Source organism: Mesorhizobium sp. B2-3-12 (assembly GCF_006442205.1).
GTDB lineage: Bacteria > Pseudomonadota > Alphaproteobacteria > Rhizobiales > Rhizobiaceae > Mesorhizobium.
This window is the reverse complement of the sequence record NZ_VFVR01000005.1, coordinates 171,405-189,683: the sequence shown is the minus strand read 5'-3', so window position 1 is coordinate 189,683 and position 18,279 is coordinate 171,405. Positions and strand designations below refer to the sequence as shown.

The 18,279-nt window shown below is 62.1% G+C and carries 18 protein-coding genes; 10 read left to right on the top strand and 8 right to left on the bottom strand.

What is annotated here, in order from left to right; translation table 11 throughout:
* Nucleotides 1-115 precede the first annotated feature (115 nt).
* The 5 genes from dnaA to FJ948_RS16690 all read right to left on the bottom strand — a co-directional run bounded on the left by dnaA (nucleotide 116) and on the right by FJ948_RS16690 (nucleotide 5,895).
* Nucleotides 116-1,660 (bottom strand): chromosomal replication initiator protein DnaA, encoded by a 1,545-nt coding sequence (gene dnaA, locus FJ948_RS16710; RefSeq protein ID WP_140706214.1) that lies wholly within the window; start codon nucleotides 1,658-1,660, stop codon nucleotides 116-118.
* Nucleotides 1,661-2,516: 856 nt separating this feature from the next.
* Entirely contained in the window at nucleotides 2,517-2,783 is a 267-nt protein-coding gene (gene rpsT, locus FJ948_RS16705; RefSeq protein WP_027026587.1) for a 30S ribosomal protein S20, read from the bottom strand.
* A 180-nt stretch (nucleotides 2,784-2,963) separates the two neighbouring features.
* Nucleotides 2,964-3,737 (bottom strand): enoyl-CoA hydratase, encoded by a 774-nt coding sequence (locus tag FJ948_RS16700; RefSeq protein WP_140706212.1) that lies wholly within the window; start codon nucleotides 3,735-3,737, stop codon nucleotides 2,964-2,966.
* Nucleotides 3,738-3,770: 33 nt separating this feature from the next.
* Nucleotides 3,771-4,661: a bifunctional DNA-formamidopyrimidine glycosylase/DNA-(apurinic or apyrimidinic site) lyase gene (gene mutM / locus FJ948_RS16695; protein WP_140706210.1), complete on the bottom strand. Its 891-nt coding sequence runs from the start codon at nucleotides 4,659-4,661 to the stop codon at nucleotides 3,771-3,773.
* Nucleotides 4,654-5,895, bottom strand: coding sequence for a phosphopentomutase (locus FJ948_RS16690; RefSeq protein WP_140706208.1), 1,242 nt, complete (start codon nucleotides 5,893-5,895; stop codon nucleotides 4,654-4,656). The genes mutM and FJ948_RS16690 overlap by 8 nt, the downstream gene beginning before the upstream one ends.
* A 153-nt stretch (nucleotides 5,896-6,048) precedes the next feature.
* On the opposite strand from FJ948_RS16690, the gene FJ948_RS16685 reads away from it, so the two are divergent.
* The gene (locus FJ948_RS16685) at nucleotides 6,049-6,972 is read left to right on the top strand and encodes a phosphate/phosphite/phosphonate ABC transporter substrate-binding protein (protein WP_140706206.1); all 924 of its coding nucleotides are present in this window, start codon (nucleotides 6,049-6,051) and stop codon (nucleotides 6,970-6,972) included.
* 5 nt (nucleotides 6,973-6,977) lie between these two features.
* On the opposite strand, the gene FJ948_RS16680 is transcribed toward FJ948_RS16685, so the two are convergent.
* The 3 genes from FJ948_RS16680 to FJ948_RS16670 form a co-directional block, all read right to left on the bottom strand.
* Entirely contained in the window at nucleotides 6,978-7,601 is a 624-nt protein-coding gene (locus FJ948_RS16680) for a TadE/TadG family type IV pilus assembly protein (protein ID WP_140706593.1), read from the bottom strand.
* 40 nt (nucleotides 7,602-7,641) lie between these two features.
* Complete coding sequence (locus tag FJ948_RS16675; protein ID WP_140706204.1) at nucleotides 7,642-8,223, bottom strand: TadE/TadG family type IV pilus assembly protein; 582 nt, start codon at nucleotides 8,221-8,223, stop codon at nucleotides 7,642-7,644.
* Nucleotides 8,224-8,363: 140 nt separating this feature from the next.
* Nucleotides 8,364-8,786, bottom strand: a complete 423-nt coding sequence (locus FJ948_RS16670; protein ID WP_140706202.1) for a pilus assembly protein N-terminal domain-containing protein — start codon at nucleotides 8,784-8,786, stop codon at nucleotides 8,364-8,366.
* A gap of 358 nt (nucleotides 8,787-9,144) precedes the next feature.
* On the opposite strand from FJ948_RS16670, the gene FJ948_RS16665 reads away from it, so the two are divergent.
* The 9 genes from FJ948_RS16665 to FJ948_RS16625 all read left to right on the top strand — a co-directional run bounded on the left by FJ948_RS16665 (nucleotide 9,145) and on the right by FJ948_RS16625 (nucleotide 18,262).
* Entirely contained in the window at nucleotides 9,145-9,321 is a 177-nt protein-coding gene (locus tag FJ948_RS16665; RefSeq protein WP_140706200.1) for a Flp family type IVb pilin, read from the top strand.
* Between the two features lie 191 nt (nucleotides 9,322-9,512).
* Nucleotides 9,513-10,031: a prepilin peptidase gene (locus tag FJ948_RS16660; protein ID WP_140706198.1), complete on the top strand. Its 519-nt coding sequence runs from the start codon at nucleotides 9,513-9,515 to the stop codon at nucleotides 10,029-10,031.
* Between the two features lie 206 nt (nucleotides 10,032-10,237).
* Nucleotides 10,238-11,053: a Flp pilus assembly protein CpaB gene (gene cpaB / locus FJ948_RS16655; RefSeq protein WP_140706197.1), complete on the top strand. Its 816-nt coding sequence runs from the start codon at nucleotides 10,238-10,240 to the stop codon at nucleotides 11,051-11,053.
* Nucleotides 11,050-12,564: a type II and III secretion system protein family protein gene (locus tag FJ948_RS16650; protein ID WP_140706195.1), complete on the top strand. Its 1,515-nt coding sequence runs from the start codon at nucleotides 11,050-11,052 to the stop codon at nucleotides 12,562-12,564. The genes cpaB and FJ948_RS16650 overlap by 4 nt, the downstream gene beginning before the upstream one ends.
* A gap of 14 nt (nucleotides 12,565-12,578) precedes the next feature.
* Nucleotides 12,579-13,310 (top strand): CpaD family pilus assembly protein, encoded by a 732-nt coding sequence (locus FJ948_RS16645; RefSeq protein ID WP_140706193.1) that lies wholly within the window; start codon nucleotides 12,579-12,581, stop codon nucleotides 13,308-13,310.
* Between the two features lie 50 nt (nucleotides 13,311-13,360).
* Nucleotides 13,361-14,650, top strand: a complete 1,290-nt coding sequence (locus FJ948_RS16640; RefSeq protein WP_140706191.1) for a CpaE family protein — start codon at nucleotides 13,361-13,363, stop codon at nucleotides 14,648-14,650.
* A gap of 23 nt (nucleotides 14,651-14,673) precedes the next feature.
* The gene (locus FJ948_RS16635; protein ID WP_140706189.1) at nucleotides 14,674-16,185 is read left to right on the top strand and encodes a CpaF family protein; all 1,512 of its coding nucleotides are present in this window, start codon (nucleotides 14,674-14,676) and stop codon (nucleotides 16,183-16,185) included.
* Between the two features lie 29 nt (nucleotides 16,186-16,214).
* The gene (locus FJ948_RS16630; protein WP_140706187.1) at nucleotides 16,215-17,228 is read left to right on the top strand and encodes a type II secretion system F family protein; all 1,014 of its coding nucleotides are present in this window, start codon (nucleotides 16,215-16,217) and stop codon (nucleotides 17,226-17,228) included.
* A gap of 8 nt (nucleotides 17,229-17,236) precedes the next feature.
* A complete protein-coding gene (locus FJ948_RS16625; RefSeq protein ID WP_140706185.1) occupies nucleotides 17,237-18,262 on the top strand; it encodes a type II secretion system F family protein in 1,026 nt (341 codons plus the stop codon).
* The last annotated feature ends 17 nt before the right edge of the window (nucleotides 18,263-18,279 follow it).

Below are 18,279 nucleotides of genomic sequence, written 5' to 3'. Positions count from 1 at the left end.
CAAACTGACAGGAAAAAACCAGTGAACGCAAGCCCGCGCCACCGGTTCGGGCCGGTTACGCGGGCTTTCTGGGGATAAAGCTGGCCAACCCCCCAAGCGGGCGGTTTCTGGCCGGTCAGGCTTGGTCGTTGATCAGCCTTCTCAGCAATTCCAGTTCCTGCGCCAGCGTGTTGTCATTGCCGGAAAGGTCCTCGATCTTGCGCACGGCGTGCAGCACCGTCGTGTGGTCGCGGCCGCCGAAACGGCGCCCGATTTCGGGCAGGGAGCGCGGCGTCATCACCTTCGACAGGTACATGGCGACCTGCCGCGGCTTGACGATGGTGCGCGTGCGCCGATTGGACAGCAATTCCGTCTTCGAGACGTTGTAGTGGCGCGCGACGATGCGCTGGATGTCCTCGATGCGGACCCGCTTAGGCTCGCCCGTGCGATAGATATGGCCGAGGATCTCGTCGATGCGGTCGATGGTGATCTGCGGCTCGAACGACTGGCGGAACAGGAGCTGGTTGAAGGCGCCTTCCAGTTCACGTCCGCTGCCGGTCACGGTGCGGGCGACGTGGTTGAGGATCTCTTCGGAAATGTCGAGCGATGCATCGTCGATCCTGGCCGTGGCCAGCCGCAGTTTGAGCATGCCGAGCCGCATGGCGAAATCGGGCGCCGACATTTCGAGCGCGACGCCGCCATTGAGGCGCGAACGGACCCGCGGTTCGAGCGATTCCAGTTCCGATGGCGGCCGGTCCGCGGCGACGACGACCTGCTTGGCGCTGTCGAGCAGCATGTTGATCAGATGGCAGAATTCATGCTGGATCGACTTGCCCTGCAGGAACTGCATGTCGTCGATGATCAGGAGGTCGATGTCGCGCAGCTGCTCCTTGAGCGTCAATGCGTTGTTGTCGCGGATCGCGGTGGCGAAGCGCCACATGAAATACTCGGCGGTGAGATAGACGACGCGTGACTTCGGATTCTGCTTCAGCGATTCCGCCGCGATGGCCTGCAAGAGGTGCGTCTTGCCGAGCCCGACGGTGGCATGCAGGAAAAGCGGATTGAAGCGCACCGCGCTCGACTGCGATTCCGCCACGGCCTTGGCGGCGGCGAAGGCCACGCGGTTCGAGGGGCCTTCGATGAAGGAGCCGAACGTGTAGCGCGGATCAAGCGGCGATCCCAGCACATTGTGGCGGAACTCGCTCTCGACCGGCACGCCCGGACGCGGCAAGGGTGACCGCTCCACCCTGCCTGGGCTGACCGTGCCGGCGGCCAGCGCCGTCTGCGTCTGCCGCGTCATCTTGCGCGCTGGCGCCAATTCCGGTTCGGCCTGGCTGCGCCCTTGGCGGGTTGCCGTGCGCACGACGATCTCGATCTTGAGAAGCTCGGGATCCTCGTGCTTCCACAGCTCGGAAATCAGATCGTGATAGTGGCCGTTGATCCACGAGCGCAGGAACGCGGTGGGCACGGAGATGCGGACAATGCCCTTGGACGCTTCCGCGACCTTCATGCGTCCGAACCAGCTGGAATAGACTTCGGTACCCAGGCGCGCCTTCAACTGGGCCTTGACCCGGTCGAATTTCTGTTCCGCGTCGCTGGAGACCGCCATCTCGTTTGCTCCGATCAAAGTTCCAGGAAATGGGAGGTCGCCCGTAAGCTCCCTTTCGATGCCGCTCTGCATGATCGAGTTCCTTGCCTTTCTGTACCTGTTCTTCGCTGGGGATGCGCCTCCTGCATCCTTTTCCAGCGACCGTGTCTTCGCCACGATGCCCGTTGCCGCCGCCGGCAATGAACACCGCCCACTATCCAAGGGAAACCGGTGCCGGCCCATGAAAGCCAGTCCGCGTTGGGTATGTCAGGGCAATACAACACCGTCCGGCGAAAGAGCGCCGGCGCGCCGTCCTACCTGCCATGTCTAGTTACGCCAGTCCCCTACCGTATCGAAAAAGAGCAAACCATACCCGTTCGCGGACTTGATCCACGTCGCAAATCCCGCCAATTTAAGCTGGCCGCGTAAGGCTGGGTTAAGGGCCAGAGGCCCGTCCCTTTCGATAGATCGACATTACCGAAATCGCTGTGGATAGGGCAAGGCCACGTCTAACCAATTTTTAAGGAATCTGGTTACCTCGGGCGGGTTGGAGCGCCATGCCGCAGCGGCATATTTTGACAAAGCCATTGTGATTCAAACCCTTTTCCGACGAATATGAAAAAGCCGGACCGGCGCGAAATTTTCTGAAATAATTCTCTTGACAGCCAGTTGTCCTCCCGTCCCCTTGGCGCGTTGTGGACAAGTTGTGGATGACTATCGCTAAGCATATGAAAAATATGGGTTATTTATGCGGGGCGGGATTCTTTTAGGCGACGCTTTTCAAGCGTGCCGACCATCCGCGGGCATGCATGTGCCGGCAAAGCATTTCGAAGTCTGGAATCTGCATTTGCAGCTGCTTGCGGCTATTCTTTTTAAGTACTTGCCGGCAAACGAAAAAACCCGGCGCGATCGGCCGGGCTTCAAAGAAGACAAGTCTAGAACGGCGATGTCAGGCCGACAGCACCTTGAGGCGCTGGGCGAGGCGCGACACCTTGCGGGATGCCGTGTTCTTGTGGATCACGCCTTTGGTCGCGGCGCGCATCAATTCCGGCTCGGCGGCCTTGAAGGCTGCCTGCGCGGCGGCCTTGTCGCCCGAGGCGAGTGCCTCCTCGACCTGGCGGACATAGGTGCGCACGCGCGAGCGGCGGTTCTTGTTGATCGCCGCGCGGCGGGCGATCTTGCGCGTTGCCTTTTTGGCCGAGGATGTGTTGGCCATGATGCCTCTCTTCTGATCTGGTCGGCGCACGCGGCGTGCCGCAGGGCGCAAAAAACAAACGGGCAGCCACGGGGCCGCCTCGGTTGGTGCGGCTTATAGTTCAGCTTTTCCGGCGCGTCAACGCCGCCTGGCGTTCTTTTTGGCCGACGCCACGGGTTTCGGGCGCCGGCCCGCAATGCGCTACCGGTTGATGAAATTCGGCTTCCGTTTTTCGGCGAAGGCCGCCATCCCTTCTTTCTGGTCCTCGAGCGCGAAAAGCGAGTGGAACAGGCGCCGTTCGAAGCGCAATCCCTCGGACAGCGTCGTCTCATAGGCCCGGTTGACCGCTTCCTTGGTCATCATCACCGAGGGCAGCGAGAAGTCGGCGATCCTGGTCGCCGCCTTGACGGCCTCCTCGATCAGTTCGCCGGCAGGCACGACACGCGATACCAGGCCCGAACGTTCGGCTTCGGCGGCATCCATCATCCGTCCGGTCAGGCACATGTCCATCGCCTTCGATTTGCCGACGAACCGGGTCAGGCGTTGCGACCCGCCCATGCCGGGAATGACGCCGAGCGTGATCTCGGGCTGGCCGAATTTGGCCGTGTCGGCGGCAATGATGAAATCGCACATCATGGCGAGTTCGCAGCCGCCGCCGAGCGCATAACCGGCTACCGCCGCGATGACAGGCTTTCGGGTCCGCGTCAGTTCTTCCCAACCGACGAAGAAGTCCTGCACATAGGCGTCCACATAGGAGATTGCCTGCATCTCCTTGATATCGGCGCCGGCGGCGAAAGCCTTATCGGAGCCGGTGATGACCATCGCGCCGATGCCGGCGTCGTCGCTGAAATCCTTCGCCGCCGCCACCACCTCGGCCATCACCCGCGAATTGAGGGCGTTGAGCGCCTTTGGCCGGTTCAGCGTGACGAGGCCGACCTTGCCGCGCCTCTCGGTGATGATCGTCTCATAGGCCATTGGCTGCTTCTCCTTGCTCGACCCCGGTCTAGCTCAGCTCTGACACGTCCGGCAATAGAAGGTCGAGCGTCCGCTCTGCACGATGCGCTCGACATGGCCGCCGCAGCCGGGCTTTGGGCAAGGCTCACCCTCGCGGTCGTAGACGGCGAAGGAATGCTGGAAATAACCCAGCGATCCGTCGGTGTGCACATAGTCGCGCAGCGAAGACCCGCCGGCAGCTATGGCATCCGCAATGACCGAGCGGATCGCCGAGGCGAGACGTTCGCTTTGCTCCCTGGCCTTCTTGCCTGGCCTGGCGATGGTGCCTGCCTCGCGCAGCGGTGACAGGCTGGCACGCCAGAGCGCCTCCGAGACATATATATTGCCCAGGCCGGCGATCAGCCTCTGGTCGAGAAGTGCTGCCTTGAGCGGCGATCTGCGGCCTTTCAGCAGCGAGGCAAGCAGAGTGCCGTCCAGCACATTGCCGGTGGGCTCGACGCCCAGGCCGGCGAGCATCGGATGCGTTTCCGGCGGCTCTTGCGCAAACAGCATGAAACCGAAGCGGCGCGGGTCGTTGAAGATGACGCGGGACCGCGCGCCCGTCGCGGAAACGACGTGGAACACGACATGATCGTGCGCCGCGCTCTTCGAGCGCTCATGGTGGAACACGCCCGGTGTTTCGCTGTCGTCGCCGGTGTCGATGCGAAACGAGCCCGACATGCCGAGATGGCAGATCAGCACCGGACCATCCTGCGTATGCATGGTCAGATATTTGGCCCGGCGGCCAAGCGCCGTGATCGTCCTGCCCGTCAGTTGCTCCGAAAACCGTTCGGGGAAGGGGAAGCGCAGATCCGGCCGTCTCATCTCGACCTTGGCCAGATGGGCACCTTCCAGGACCGGTTGCAGGCCGCGCCGGACGGTTTCCACTTCGGGCAGTTCAGGCATGGCCGCCGATCGTCGCATGGAAGGACGTGCCGTTGCGGCCGCGCGCCAGCGAGAGGTGCTCGGCAACGGTCTCGCCGATATCGGCGAATGTCGCCCTCAGCCCTATGTCGCCGCCTTTGAGGCCGGGCCCGGTGCCGATCACCGGAATGCGTTCGCGCGTATGATCGGTGCCGCGCCAGGTCGGATCATTGCCGTGATCGGCGGTCAGGATGAGAAGATCGCCCTGCTTCAGCTTCGCGAACGCCTCGGGCAGCCTCCGGTCGAAGGCCTCGAGCGCGGCGGCATAGCCGGCGACGTCGCGGCGATGGCCGAATTCGGTGTCGAAATCGACGAAATTGGCAAAGACGAGATCACCGTCCTCGGCCTCGTCCATCGCAACGAGTGCCTGGTCGAACATGGCCATGTTGCCTGGGGCCTTGCGCACTTGCGAAATTCCGCGATGGGCGAAGATGTCGCCGATCTTGCCGACGGCGATGACGCGGCTGCCGCGCCCCGTCAGCCGGTCGAGCAATGTCGGCTCGGGTGGCGGCACGGCATAGTCGCGGCGGTTGTAGGTCCGCTCGAAGGTGGCCGATGTCTCGCCGACGAACGGACGCGCGATCACCCGTCCGATCCTCAATGGGTCGACCAGCCGGCGCACCACCTGGCAGAATTCATAGAGCCGCTCCAGGCCGAAATGGGCCTCATGCGCCGCGATTTGCAGGACGGAATCGACCGACGTGTAGCAAATCGGCTTGCCGGTGCGGATGTGTTCCTCGCCGAACCGCTCGATGATCTCGGTACCCGGCGCATGGCAATTGCCGAGGATGCCCGGCACCTTGCCCTCGCGGATGATCGCCTCGGTCAGGTCGGCCGGGAAGGCGGGAACTGTGTCCGGGAAGTAACCCCAGTCGAAGCGTACCGGCAGGCCTGCGATCTCCCAGTGGCCGGAAGGCGTGTCCTTGCCGCTCGAAATCTCCTGCGCCGCGCCATGGAATGCATTGGCGAGCAGGTCCGTCCCGAAATGCGTAAAACCCAGTCCTGTCGCCGTCTCGGCCGCCTTGCCAAGTCCCAGCGATGCCATGTGGGGGACGAACAGTGGTCCTTGACGAAGCCCTTCGCGATCCGCGCGCCCTTCCGCGCAAGCTTCGGCGATGTGCGCCAGCGTGTTGGCGCCGGCGTCGCCATAGCGTTCGGCGTCGGCCGCGCCGCCTATGCCGAAGGAATCCAGGACAAAGAGAAAAGCACGCGCCATCGGGTCATTTGTTGCCAGTGTGGACGCCCAGACATAGGGTTCCACGGCGGCCTTGGCAATTCGGAAACCAAACGGCGGTACAGGCACAAGGATCAAGGGTCGCGACGAGTTGGGCATGGCCAGGGGCGAAACAAAGGGCAAGGCGATCCTGTCATGAAAGCTTCGCTCAAGGCGTGGACTGCCGTCATGGCTTTGACCGGCGCGTTCTGGTGTGGACCGGCCTGGGCGGACTGGCGCGATGACATCGGCACATTTCGCATCGGCATCGTCGCCGAGCCCGGCGCGGGCAACACCGTTCCGGGGCTGGCCGTATTGACCCAGGCCTTTACCAATGCGCTCGGCATGAAGGTCGAATTCGTCGTAGCCCGCGACTACGCGGCACTCATCGAGGGACAGGCCAATGCGCGGATCGAATACGCCATCTATTCGGCGACCGCCTACGCCACGGCATTGCAACGCTGCGGATGCATCGAGCCGCTCGTGGCTCCGGTCGATGCCGACGGCGCGGCCGGTATTCGCTCCGTATTGCTGACCAGGGACGGCAAACTGCCCCGCCTGGCTGACATCGAGACCCGCCGGATCGCCATGGCGCCGCCGGACAGCGTCGGCGGTTCGCTTCTGCCCTTGGCCGGGTTGGCCGCCGAACACGTCGGAATCGCGGAGGATGCACCGTTTCTGGTCCATGCCCCATCGGCATCGGCGGCCGAAACCATGCTCATCAACGGTGGGGCCGACGCCATGTTCGGCTGGGTGAAGGCAGCGGCCGACGGCCAGCCGCGGCTGCCCGGGGGCACCCAGGCAAGGCTCGAGGCATCAGGCCTTTCGGCGTCGGCGCTTCAGGTCGTGTGGATGTCGGGTCTGCTGAGATACGGTCCCCACGCGGTGCGCAGCGATCTCGATCCGGAAGCCAAGCGCCGGCTGACCGTGTTCCTCACCAACCTCAAATCGACGATGCCGGATATCTACGACCTTCTGGAATCGAAGCATGGCGGCGGCTTCATGCCCGTGGTTCCCAAGGACTACGCGGCGGCGGAGGCCGTCGTGCGGATGGTGTCGGTCGAGGGTGGGCGGCAATAAGTCCTTCAGCAGTCGCTGCAAGGGATCGTGACGCTTCTGCGGGGACGCAGGTAATAGGTTTCGCTCATTGTCATGCCTTTGGCGAGCGTCTCGACAAACCCGAGCTTCTGTTGACTGTCGGTCGTCCAGCTGACGATCGGCTTGTAGGCCAGGGTGCTGTCGACGCGGACGAGGAATGTCCCGGCAACCTTGAGCGCTGTCGGAACCGTGGTTGCGGTGCCGGCGGTGGCTCCGACGCTGTAGGTGCCGTTGACCACCTTGCGCGACCACACCACGTTCACCTTTGGCGTGGCATCGGTGGTGATCTGTATGGCCGTGATGGTGATGTCCGGCACCGAGCGGCTATAGGGTTGAAGGGTCAACGTGCCGATCTTCATGATGGCATCGAGGTCCGCCTTGGCGATGGTCGGCTGTTGCGTGACGAGATCGGCGACCATGCTGCCGATGCGGCTGACCTTCTTGCTCGTCTCGATGGCCTGTGAGGCCTCCATGGTCATGAAATACATGATCAGCAGGATCGGCGCTATGAGCGCGAACTCGACCGCCGCGACACCACGGCGATTGGACCAGAACCGGACTGATCTGCCCCAGAGCCCTGCAGTTCCCAGATGTGCCCCCGCACGCATCATGCTCATTGCCTTTTTTCTTGTTGTTGCTTCCGTGATGATTTCAATTGTCGAACGGCTCGTTCTGCCAGGTCACCGAAGCGAAATGCAGGGTCTTGTTGCCTCCCATCGACTGCGCCATCAGGTTGGTCATGATGGGCCATTTGTAGAAAACCCTCAGCATGTTCCTCGACTCCGCCGCACCCCACGTGACGGCAAAGGGAACATCGGAGCCGCTCTTCGTCAGCTGGATGTTACCCCCCTGAATCCTGAAGCCGGCCAGGGCGGCGTCGGCGAATGTCGTGTATTGGCGAAGATCGACGCTCAACTGATTGGGACAATCCTGGGAGACGATGATTTCCAGCTTGTTGCAGATCATGTTCTTCAAATTGTCTCCGGCGACGTCGGTTGCCGTCAACTGCCCGGTGCGCAGCCGCCGCGCGACATCGTCGGTGATGTTGGCCATCACCTCCTGGCTGGCAAACGAGATGCAGCTCTCGAGGATGGCGAATACGAGAAGCGCGAACGGCATCGCGAGCAGCGCGAACTCCAGCGCCGTGGCGCCGCGCCGGTCGCGCACGAAGCGTCTGAAAGACCTGGCGCGCTCCACCTTGCACTGATCTGTCGAGCCGAATTCCATGCTCATGCGATGTTCCTGCCATCCTGGACGGTGCTGACAGATGCACTACCGCAAACCAATTGAGGTCCGGTTTGAATGATCGTTAAAGTCGGCGCGGGTGTCTTAACCCGGCGGTAACCGGGGGCGATGGCGCGCTCCGGTGCCGCCTATTTGCTGACGCTCATCTCGGCTTCGGACGATTTCTCCGCGTCGCTCTTATAGGAGCTTTCGCAATAGGGCGTGCACGACATGGTCTGGACATCCGCGCGCCGGTAAATGCGAACCGACGAGGCTGCCTGGCGGACCACGGTAACCTGTGCGTCGACGATCGGGCTACCCTCCTGGTCGAGAACGACGAGATTGGTGACACCAAAACCCTTGCCGGTGAGCACGATCGTCGAGGCATCTTGGACGGAAGCGTCGGCGATTGCCGGGTTGCCCACGACGATCGTGTCGGCGGCGCGCGACAGTTTCACGATCTTGGCTTGATTCATCGTGACCTCGATGTCGGCGCCAGCCCTGGCGGGCGTGATCAAGCTGGCGGCGCCAAGAAGCGCGGCTATCAGGATTGAGGATCTCGGCACGGCCATCAAGGCGCTCCACGCAAGCGGACTGTTCAACGGAACATGAACGAGATTGGTGAACCAACGGTTAAGTCGGCTCGCCGGCGCCCGGTATAGCGGCCGGCAAGGCTGCCCGCATGAGCGGATCCGAGCAGGTGTGGCAAGCGTACCCAAGCCCTTGCCGTTTGCGGCATTGACTTGTGATAAAGCATGTTAGCCAGCGCTTAGTGTGGAGTTAACCACGCACTCGGTTCGAGCCGGGAAAGGAATCGGTAAGGCTGTTTATTAAGCCGATCGAAAGAGCTTCTCCCTAGGTTGGCAGCATCCGATCAACCATCGCAGAAGTTGACGGAAGTGCTGTAACACGTGGAGTAGGAGCTCTCGAATGTCTAATCTTTTTGCACGCTTCGTGAAGGACGAATCCGGCGCGACCGCTATCGAATATGGTCTGATCGCCGCTCTCATCGCGCTCGCCATCATCACCGGCGCCGGCTTGCTCGGCAATGCCATCAACAACAGGTTCGTTGTTATCGCCAACAGCTTGAATAGCTCTGGCAGCTGATCTGCCTATTGCTGATCGCTTCAATCGCGTTTGAACAGGGGCCGCCATGTAGCGGCCCCTGTTTATGTTGGCGCCGTCTATGCCGGCATGTCGTGGCGCCGCAAAAAACTGTTGGCTTTTCGCGACCCCCTCATCAATCGTTAATCGCGCCAGCCTAGGTTGGATGCCGAGGAATTCGGAAACTATCGCCGATGCTTGAAGCCCTGATCTTCGTCGTCTTCCCTTTCTGCATGCTGTTTGCGGCGATCTCCGACATGCTGTCGATGACGATCGCCAATCGCGTGTCGGTGTTGCTTGTCGTCGTCTTCGCGCTGGTGGCGCCGCTGACGGGCATGGAGTGGGCGGCCTATGGCGGACATTTTGCCGCCGGCGCCATCGTCCTGGCCGTGACGTTCGGGCTGTTTGCCCTGGGTGGCATGGGCGGTGGCGACGCCAAGCTGCTGGCCGCGACCGCCGTATGGATGGGCCTTAACGTGCATCTCGTCCAATATCTTGTCATCTCGACGCTCATCGGCGGCCTCCTGACAATCGCGATCCTGCTTTACCGGAAATCGCCGCTGGCGCTTTTCACCGGACGCAATCCATTCCTGCGCTATTTCGCGGAAGAGTCAGCCGGTGTTCCCTATGGGATCGCGCTCGGTCTGGGTGGGCTGCTGACCTACCCCGATTCCCCTCTGATGGTGTGGGCGCTGGCAAGGCTGGCAAGCTGACACGACTACTATCCGCTATCCATCGACGTGCCCGGCCTCGAAAGGAGCCGGACAGACGTTTTGACGCCATCGTCGATCGATCGTTCTAATTTATGTAAACCTTAAATTAATCACGATCGTAAGCATTACATTAACCTTGTTTTGACGATTGCCGCTGCAAAGTCCGGCTTGGCTACGTGGTTTGCCAAGGGCGAGGGTTCGGACAGATGCCAGCATCCCGATTGATTATTCTGAGCGTGGCGGTGGCCGCGGCGGGTGGTGCTGGCTATGTGGCGAAGAACATGGTCGCCGCCCCGCCGCCACAGATCGTCGTCGATTCCGGACCCCAAGCCCCCGCCGTGGCCTTGCAGGACGTGCTCGTGCTCTCGGGCGATGTCGCGATGGGCACCGCACTCGAGAACAACATCGCCTGGCAATCCTGGCCGGCTGACGGCATCAACGCGAATTTCATCACCAAGGCCACCGCTCCCGACGCTTTGGAGAAACTGAAGGGGTCGGTCGCCCGCGTGGCGATGTACGCGGGCGAGCCTGTCCGGCGCTCCAAGCTGATCGGAGAGGGACAAAGCTTCATGTCGTCCATCCTGCCTTCGGGCATGCGGGCGGTCGCAACGACAATATCGGCGGACACCTCGGCCGGCGGCTTCATCCTTCCAAACGATTTCGTCGACGTCATCATGACCCGCAGGGCCGATGCCAGCAGCGGCGGCGGCGGCTTCAGCACCGAGACCATCCTGAAGAATATCCGCGTCCTGGCAATCGACCAGACCATCCAGGAAGACGAGGAAGGCAAGAAGACCAGGGTGGGCCAGACCGCCACGCTGGAGCTGACGCCCAAGCAGGCGGAGATCATCACCGTTGCCCAGCAGATGGCGGATCGCCTGACGCTGGCGCTGCGGGCGATCACGGACACCCAGGAAAAGAATGTGGGCGAGGCCGACTATCTCGTTTCCGGCAATGGCCGCCGGGGAACGGTGAGGCTGATCAAGTCGGGCGAAGTCTCCGAAGTAGGAGCGAGGAAATGAGGCTAAGCGCTAAACTGCCGGCAATCGTCGCCATGGCATTCGGCCTGCTGCTTGTCGGAGCGAATGTGCAGGGCGTCGAAGCGAAGAGCACGCAGGTGTCGGCAACGACAGCCACCCAGCGCGTCAAGCTTGGCCTCAACAAGTCTGTGGTCATAGACCTGCCGAGTGATGCCTACGACATTCTTGTCGCCAATCCCTCCGTCGCCGACGCCGTGACCCGCACCGCAAGGCGTATCTATCTCTTTGGCAAATCGGTCGGCGAGACCAACATCTTCGTCTTCGGGCCGAACGGCGAACAGATCGCCAGCCTGGACCTGGCCATCGAGCGCGACGTTGCCGGCCTTGAGGATTATATCAGGCGCTTCCTTCCGACATCGGCCGTCAAGGTTGAACTGCTGAATGACAACGTGGTTCTGACCGGCACTGTCGATACCCCCTTGGATGCCAAGCGTGCCGAACAGCTGGCAAATATGTTTGTGTCCGGCGGTGAAGCGACGACGGGACAATATTCGCAGACGGCTGCCGGCGGCTCGGCCCAGAGCGGTGTCGACATCAACAACCCGGACCAGGAGCGCCGCGTCAGCCAGATCGTCAATCTGCTGCAGATCATCGGGGACGACCAGGTCACGCTGAAGGTGACGGTGGCTGAAGTCAGTCGCTCCGTCATGAAACAGCTCGGCGTCAACATGATCGGCAGCGGCGGCAGCAACGGCATCAGCTACGGCGCGCTCAGTGACCCTTTCATGGGCCTCGGCAAGCCGCTCTCGAACGCGGGCTTGAGTCTCAGCTCGTCGGGGCTGCAAGCGTATATCAACGCAATGGAGCAGTCCGGGGTCATGAAGACCTTGGCCGAGCCGACCTTGACCGCCGTGTCCGGTGAGAAGGCAACCTTCAAGGTCGGCGGTGAATACAATATGGTGAGCGGGGTCTCGGCCAATGTGTCCACTGACAACCAGACCGGTCTGAAGAACTATAGTATTGACAAGATCGAGTACGGCATTGGCCTGGAATTCCAGCCGGTGGTTCTGTCGCCCGGCCGCATAAGCCTGAAAGTCAGAACTTCGGTTTCCGAACCGACAACCGAGGGCTCCGTGTCCGCCTCCACGGACAATCAGAGCATTGGTATGAATGCTTTGTCACTACGCAAACGCCTTGCCGACACCACGGTTGAACTGCCCTCGGGCGGCTCCATGATGATCGCCGGCCTGGTTCGCGACGATGTCAGGCAAGCCGTCAACGGCTTGCCTGGCTTGACAAAGATCCCAGTACTCGGCGCGCTCTTCCGCAGCAGGGATTTCGTGCGCAACGAGACCGAACTCGTCATCATCATCACACCCTATCTGGTGAAGCCGGTGGCGCGCAATGATCTGGCCAAGCCGGACGACAATTTCAACCCTCCGAGCGACGGCGCTGGCATGTTCCTTGGGCGTGTCAATCGCGTCTACGGCACCATGCAGACCGACAGGCCCAACGGCCGCTATCACGGCGTTGTCGGCTTCATCTACAAGTGAACGGGAAAGCGGACATGTCTCAGTCAGCATTGAAGGCAAGGACCATGGCGATGCGCTCCGGCCGTTCCAGGACAAGCCTGCGGGCCTTTCCGATCATGGCGGTGGCGCTGTCGGCTCTGCTGGCCGGTTGTGCCCAGCGCGACAGCGTTACCGTCGGCGCCATCCCGGATGACTATCGCACCAATCATCCGATCGTCATCGCGGAGAAGAACCAGAAGATCGATCTTCCCGTCGGCGCCGGCGACCGCGGCATGACCGGCTCGCAGCGCGACACGCTTTTGGGTTTCCTCGACGGCTATGACAAGAGCGCCGCTGCGACATTGACGATCCAGATTCCAAGCGGATCGGCCAACGAGGTCGCAGCGACGGCGGCCGGCCGCGATTTCGCTCGGCTCGCGGCCGCCTCGGGCATCAAACGTTCCCGGATCGTCGTGACTTCCTATCAGGCTGGGTCGAGCGAGGCATCAGCCCCGGTTCGCGTGTCCTATATCGCGGTGAGGGCGCAGACCGACAAATGTGGACGCTGGCCCGCTGACCTGGTGGAGACGTCTGAGAACAAACACTACGCCGATTTCGGCTGCTCCTATCAGAACAATCTTGCCGCCCAGATGGCCAATCCGGCCGATCTTCTCGGACCGCGCAAGTCCACCACTATCGATGCGGCAAATCGCAGCAACGCCATCGGTGTCTACCAGGACAGAGGCATTTCGGATGAATTCCTCGGCAGCTCGGATGTGACTTACTAAGCCGCCGCCCCCGGAAAGAAGCGACGTCAGGAACAGGCCACGGAAAGAGCATGACCATGAGCAACCTTGCCTATGACGCCACCGTGGAAGGCGGTGATACCTCGCCGCAGGACGTCGCCGCGATGCAGGCGTTGCGGCCGGTTCCGCGCATTTCGATCCAGGCATTCTGCGAGACCGAGGGTGTTGCCAATCCGGTCCAGCGCGCCGGCGAGGACCGTCGCATGACCAAGGCCCATCTCAAGGTCCATATGGGCGGCGTCCCCACGGCGATCGAGTTCTACCAGTCGGCTCCGACACCGAACCTGATCCTGCTGGAATCGCGCAGCGAGCCCAAGCAATTGCTGGAGCAGCTCGCCCAGCTTTCGGAATATTGCGATCCATCCTCGAAAGTGGTGGTGATCGGTCACTACAACGATGTTGGCCTCTATCGCGAACTTATCCGCTCCGGCATCTCCGAATATGTCATCGCGCCGGTGTCGATGGCGGACGTCGTCAGCGTCGTCTCGTCGATCTTCGTCGACCCGGAAGCCGAACCGCTCGGCCGCTCGATCGCCTTCGTCGGCGCCAAGGGCGGCGTCGGGTCTTCCACCATCGCCCACAATGTCGCCTGGGCAATGTCCTCCCTGTTCAAATCCGAGGTCGTCGTCGCCGACCTCGATCTCGCCTTCGGGACCGCCAACATCAATTTCGACCAGGATCCGGCCCAGGGCATCGCCGAGGCGGTGTTTTCGCCCGAGCGCATCGACGAGGTCTATCTTGACCGGCTGCTGACCCAATGCGCCGAGCACCTGTCGCTGCTCGCGGCACCCTCGACGCTGGAACGCGTCTACGACTTCGATCCCGATGCCTTCGCGCAGCTTGTCGACACCGCGCAGCGCAGCGTGCCGCTGCTCGTGCTCGATGTCCCGCATATCTGGACGGGATGGGCCAAGAACACGCTGGTCAAGGCCGACGAGATCGTCATCACGGCGACGCCGGAACTGGCCAATCTGCGCAACACCAAGAATCTGATCGACATGTTCAAGCGGCTTCGCCCGAACGACCCGCCGCCCAAATTGATCATCAACCAGGCCGGCGTGCCCAAACGGCCGGAAATCTCGCCATCCGATTTCGCCGAACCGCTTGGCCTGACACCGATGTCGGTCATCGGCTTTGATCCCGTGCTGTTCGGCAATGCCGCCAACAACGGGCGCATGCTTGGCGAGATGGATGCCAAGAACGCGGTTGTGGCCACGATCAACGAGATTGCTCACGTGCTGACCGGCCGCAGCGAAATCAGGGCGAAGAAAAAGGCCGGCCTGGGCAGTCTGCTCGGCAAGCTCTCGCGCAACAAGAAATGACGTAATGGGGTCGGTAGTCGGTCATGTTCGGTAAAAGAGGCAACGACGACGGCAACCGGTTCAAGCCGGAATTTCGCCAGCCGGCACCTGCGCCGACACCGGCCGCGCCGGCCGTCGCGGTGTCGGCGGACACAGCGGTTCTTGCCCGGCCGGCGACAACGCCGCAGCCAAGCGCACCTGTCCCGCCGCCGGCCAGGCGCGCGGTCGAGGCGCCACCCATGGCGCCGGAACCGCGGAGAGGCCGCGAGAAGAGCGAAACCTATTACGACACCAAGAGCCAGGTTTTCTCGGCTCTCATCGATACGATCGACCTGTCGCAGCTCGCCAAGCTCGATCCCGAAAGCGCGCGCGAGGAAATCCGCGACATCGTCAACGACATCATCGCGATCAAGAACTTCGCGATGTCGATCGCCGAACAGGAAGAACTGCTCGAGGACATCTGCAATGACGTGCTTGGCTATGGACCACTCGAGCCCTTGCTCGCGCGCGACGACATCGCCGACATCATGGTCAACGGGTCCAAGAACGTCTACATCGAAGTCAACGGCAAGGTCGAGCAGACCGGCATCCGCTTCCGCGACAACCAGCAACTGCTCAACATCTGCCAGCGCATCGTCAGCCAGGTCGGCCGCCGGGTCGACGAATCCAGCCCGATCTGCGACGCCCGTCTTCCCGACGGGTCGCGCGTCAACGTCATCGCGCCGCCGCTGGCCATCGACGGCACCGCGCTTACCATCCGCAAGTTCAAGAAGGACAAGCTGACGCTCGATCAGCTGGTCAAATTTGGCGCCATCTCCCCACAGGGAGCCGAAGTTCTCAAGATCATCGGCCGTGTCCGCTGCAATATCGTCATTTCGGGCGGCACCGGCTCGGGCAAGACGACATTGCTCAACTGCCTGACCAACTACATCGACCGTGATGAGCGCATCATCACCTGTGAGGACTCGGCCGAACTGCAACTGCAGCAGCCGCATGTCGTGCGCCTGGAAACGCGTCCGCCCAACCTCGAGGGCGAGGGCGAGGTGACGATGCGCGACCTGGTCAAGAACTGCCTGCGCATGCGGCCCGAGCGCATCATCGTCGGCGAAGTGCGCGGACCCGAGGTCTTCGACCTTTTGCAGGCGATGAACACCGGCCATGACGGCTCGATGGGAACGATCCACTCCAACAGCCCGCGCGAATGCCTGAACCGTATCGAATCCATGATCGCCATGGGCGGCTATTCGCTGCCGCAGCGAACCGTGCGTGAAATCGTCGTCGGCTCCATCGACGTGATCATCCAGGCGGCACGTCTGCGCGATGGATCGCGCCGCATCACCCATATCACCGAAGTGCTCGGGATGGAGGGCGACGTCATCATCACCCAGGATATCGTCCTCTACAACATCAAGGGCGAGGACGCCAACGGCCGGCTGCTGGGAGAACACGTCTCGACCGGCATCGGCCGGCCGCATTTCTGGGAGCGGGCACGCTACTATGGCGAGGAGCAGCGCCTCGCCATAGCGCTCGAGGCCATGGAGAAACGTGCTGACTGATGTACTCGCGGGCGTGAAGGTTCTGGTCGATGTTTGGAATTGACGGCACCGTATTGGCGTTTGTCGTGCTCGCCGGCTTCAGCGCCGGCGCGGTCGCCTATGCATTCCTGTTCAACCAGATCAGCAACGAGAAACAGGCCGGCAAGCGGCTGGAGACGATCAAGGCCGCCGAGACGGACCGTTCCATCGTCAAGGCCACCCGCGACCGGGCTGCGGATGCCGCCAAGCGCCGTAAATCGGTGCAGGATTCCCTGAAGGACCTCGACGAGAAGCAGAAGACCAAGGATAGCGCTGTCAAGAAGCCGCCGCTGAAAGCCCAGCTTCGCCAGGCTGGAATGAAGGTCCCGATCGAGCGTTTCTATATTTATTCGGCCATATGCGGCCTCGCGCTGACAGTCGCAGCCTTCATGGCCGGCGCGCCGATGATCGTCTTGCCCGGTGTGCTGCTCGCCGGAGCGCTCGGTCTGCCGCGCTGGTTCGTCTCTTTTCGTCGTACCCGCCGCGTCAAGGCATTCCTCAACGAATTTCCCAACGCCCTCGACATCATCGTGCGGGCGGTCAAGTCCGGCCTGCCGCTGAACGACGCCGTGCGCCTGATCGCCAATGAATCCCCTGAGCCGGTGAAGACCGAGTTTCGCCGGATCGTCGATTCGCAGCAGATGGGCCTGTCGATCCCCGACGCGACCTTGCGCATGCCCGAAACCATGCCATGCACCGAGGCGAGTTTCTTCGGCATCGTCATCCAGATCCAGTCGCAGGCCGGCGGCAATCTCTCCGAGGCGCTGGGCAACCTTTCGCGCGTTTTGCGCGACCGCAAGAAGATGAAAGCCAAGGTCGCGGCACTGTCGATGGAGGCCAAAGCATCGGCCGCCATCATCGGCGCCTTGCCTTTCATCGTCGCCTTTCTCGTCTATCTCTCCAGTCCCAACTATTTGATGCCGCTGTTCGTGACCAGCGTCGGCCATTTGATACTCGGTTTCTCCGCCGTCTGGATGCTGATCGGCATCTTCGTGATGCGCAAGATGATGAACTTTGAAGTCTAGGGCGCGGCATGACCGAACAAGTCATAAAATCACTGACGGACCCCAGCTTCCTGATTGCGCTGCTGGTTGCTATCGCCGTGTTCGCGACCGTCTTTACGCTGCTGCCGGCGCTTGGCGGAAACCAGCTCAAGTCGCGAATGAAATCGGTCGCGCTGGAGCGTGACGAGCTTCGCGCCAAGCAGCGCGCCCGGCTTGTGACCGAGGCCGATCGCCGCCGCAAGGGTCTGCGCGAGCAGCAGTCGGTCGGCATGCGCAATATTGTCGACCGGCTCGACCTGCGGCGTGCATTGGCCGACGAGGCCACCTTGCAAAAGCTCAAGGTTGCCGGCTTTCGCGGGCAGAATCCGCTGACGCGGTTTCTGTTCTTCCGTCTGGTGCTTCCTTTTGTCGGCTTCGCGCTCGGTCTGGTTTATATTTTCGTGCTCGGGGGATTGCCCGACAAGCCGTTGGTCATCCGGCTGTTCGTCTGCGTCCTGGTTGCCTATGGCGGCTTCTACGCGCCGGTCCTCTACGTCAACAACCGCGCGACCAAGCGCAAGCAGTCGATCCAGATGGCATGGCCGGATGCGCTCGACCTGCTGCTGATCTGCGTGGAATCCGGCATGTCGGTGGAAGCGGCGCTGCGCAAGGTCGCCGACGAGATCGGCGCGCAATCGGTGGCCCTGGCGGAAGAATTCATCCTCACCAATGCCGAGCTCTCCTATCTGCAGGAACGCAAGCAGGCTTACGAGAACCTGGCCAGCCGCACGGGGCTGGAATCGGTCAAGTCGGTGTCGCAGGCCCTCGTCCAGGCCGAGCGCTACGGTACGCCGGTGGCGCACGCGTTGCGCGTGCTTGCCGCGGAAAGCCGCGACATGCGCATGAACGCCGCCGAGAAAAAGGCCGCCGCCCTGCCGCCCAAGCTCACCGTGCCGATGATCCTGTTTTTCCTGCCGGTGCTGTTCGCCATCATTCTGGGGCCGGCGGGCATCCAGGTCAGCCAGCGCGGCATCTTTGGCGATCATTCCAGCTCGGGCGCGTCGACCAGCCAGTAGACCGACACGGAAACCCA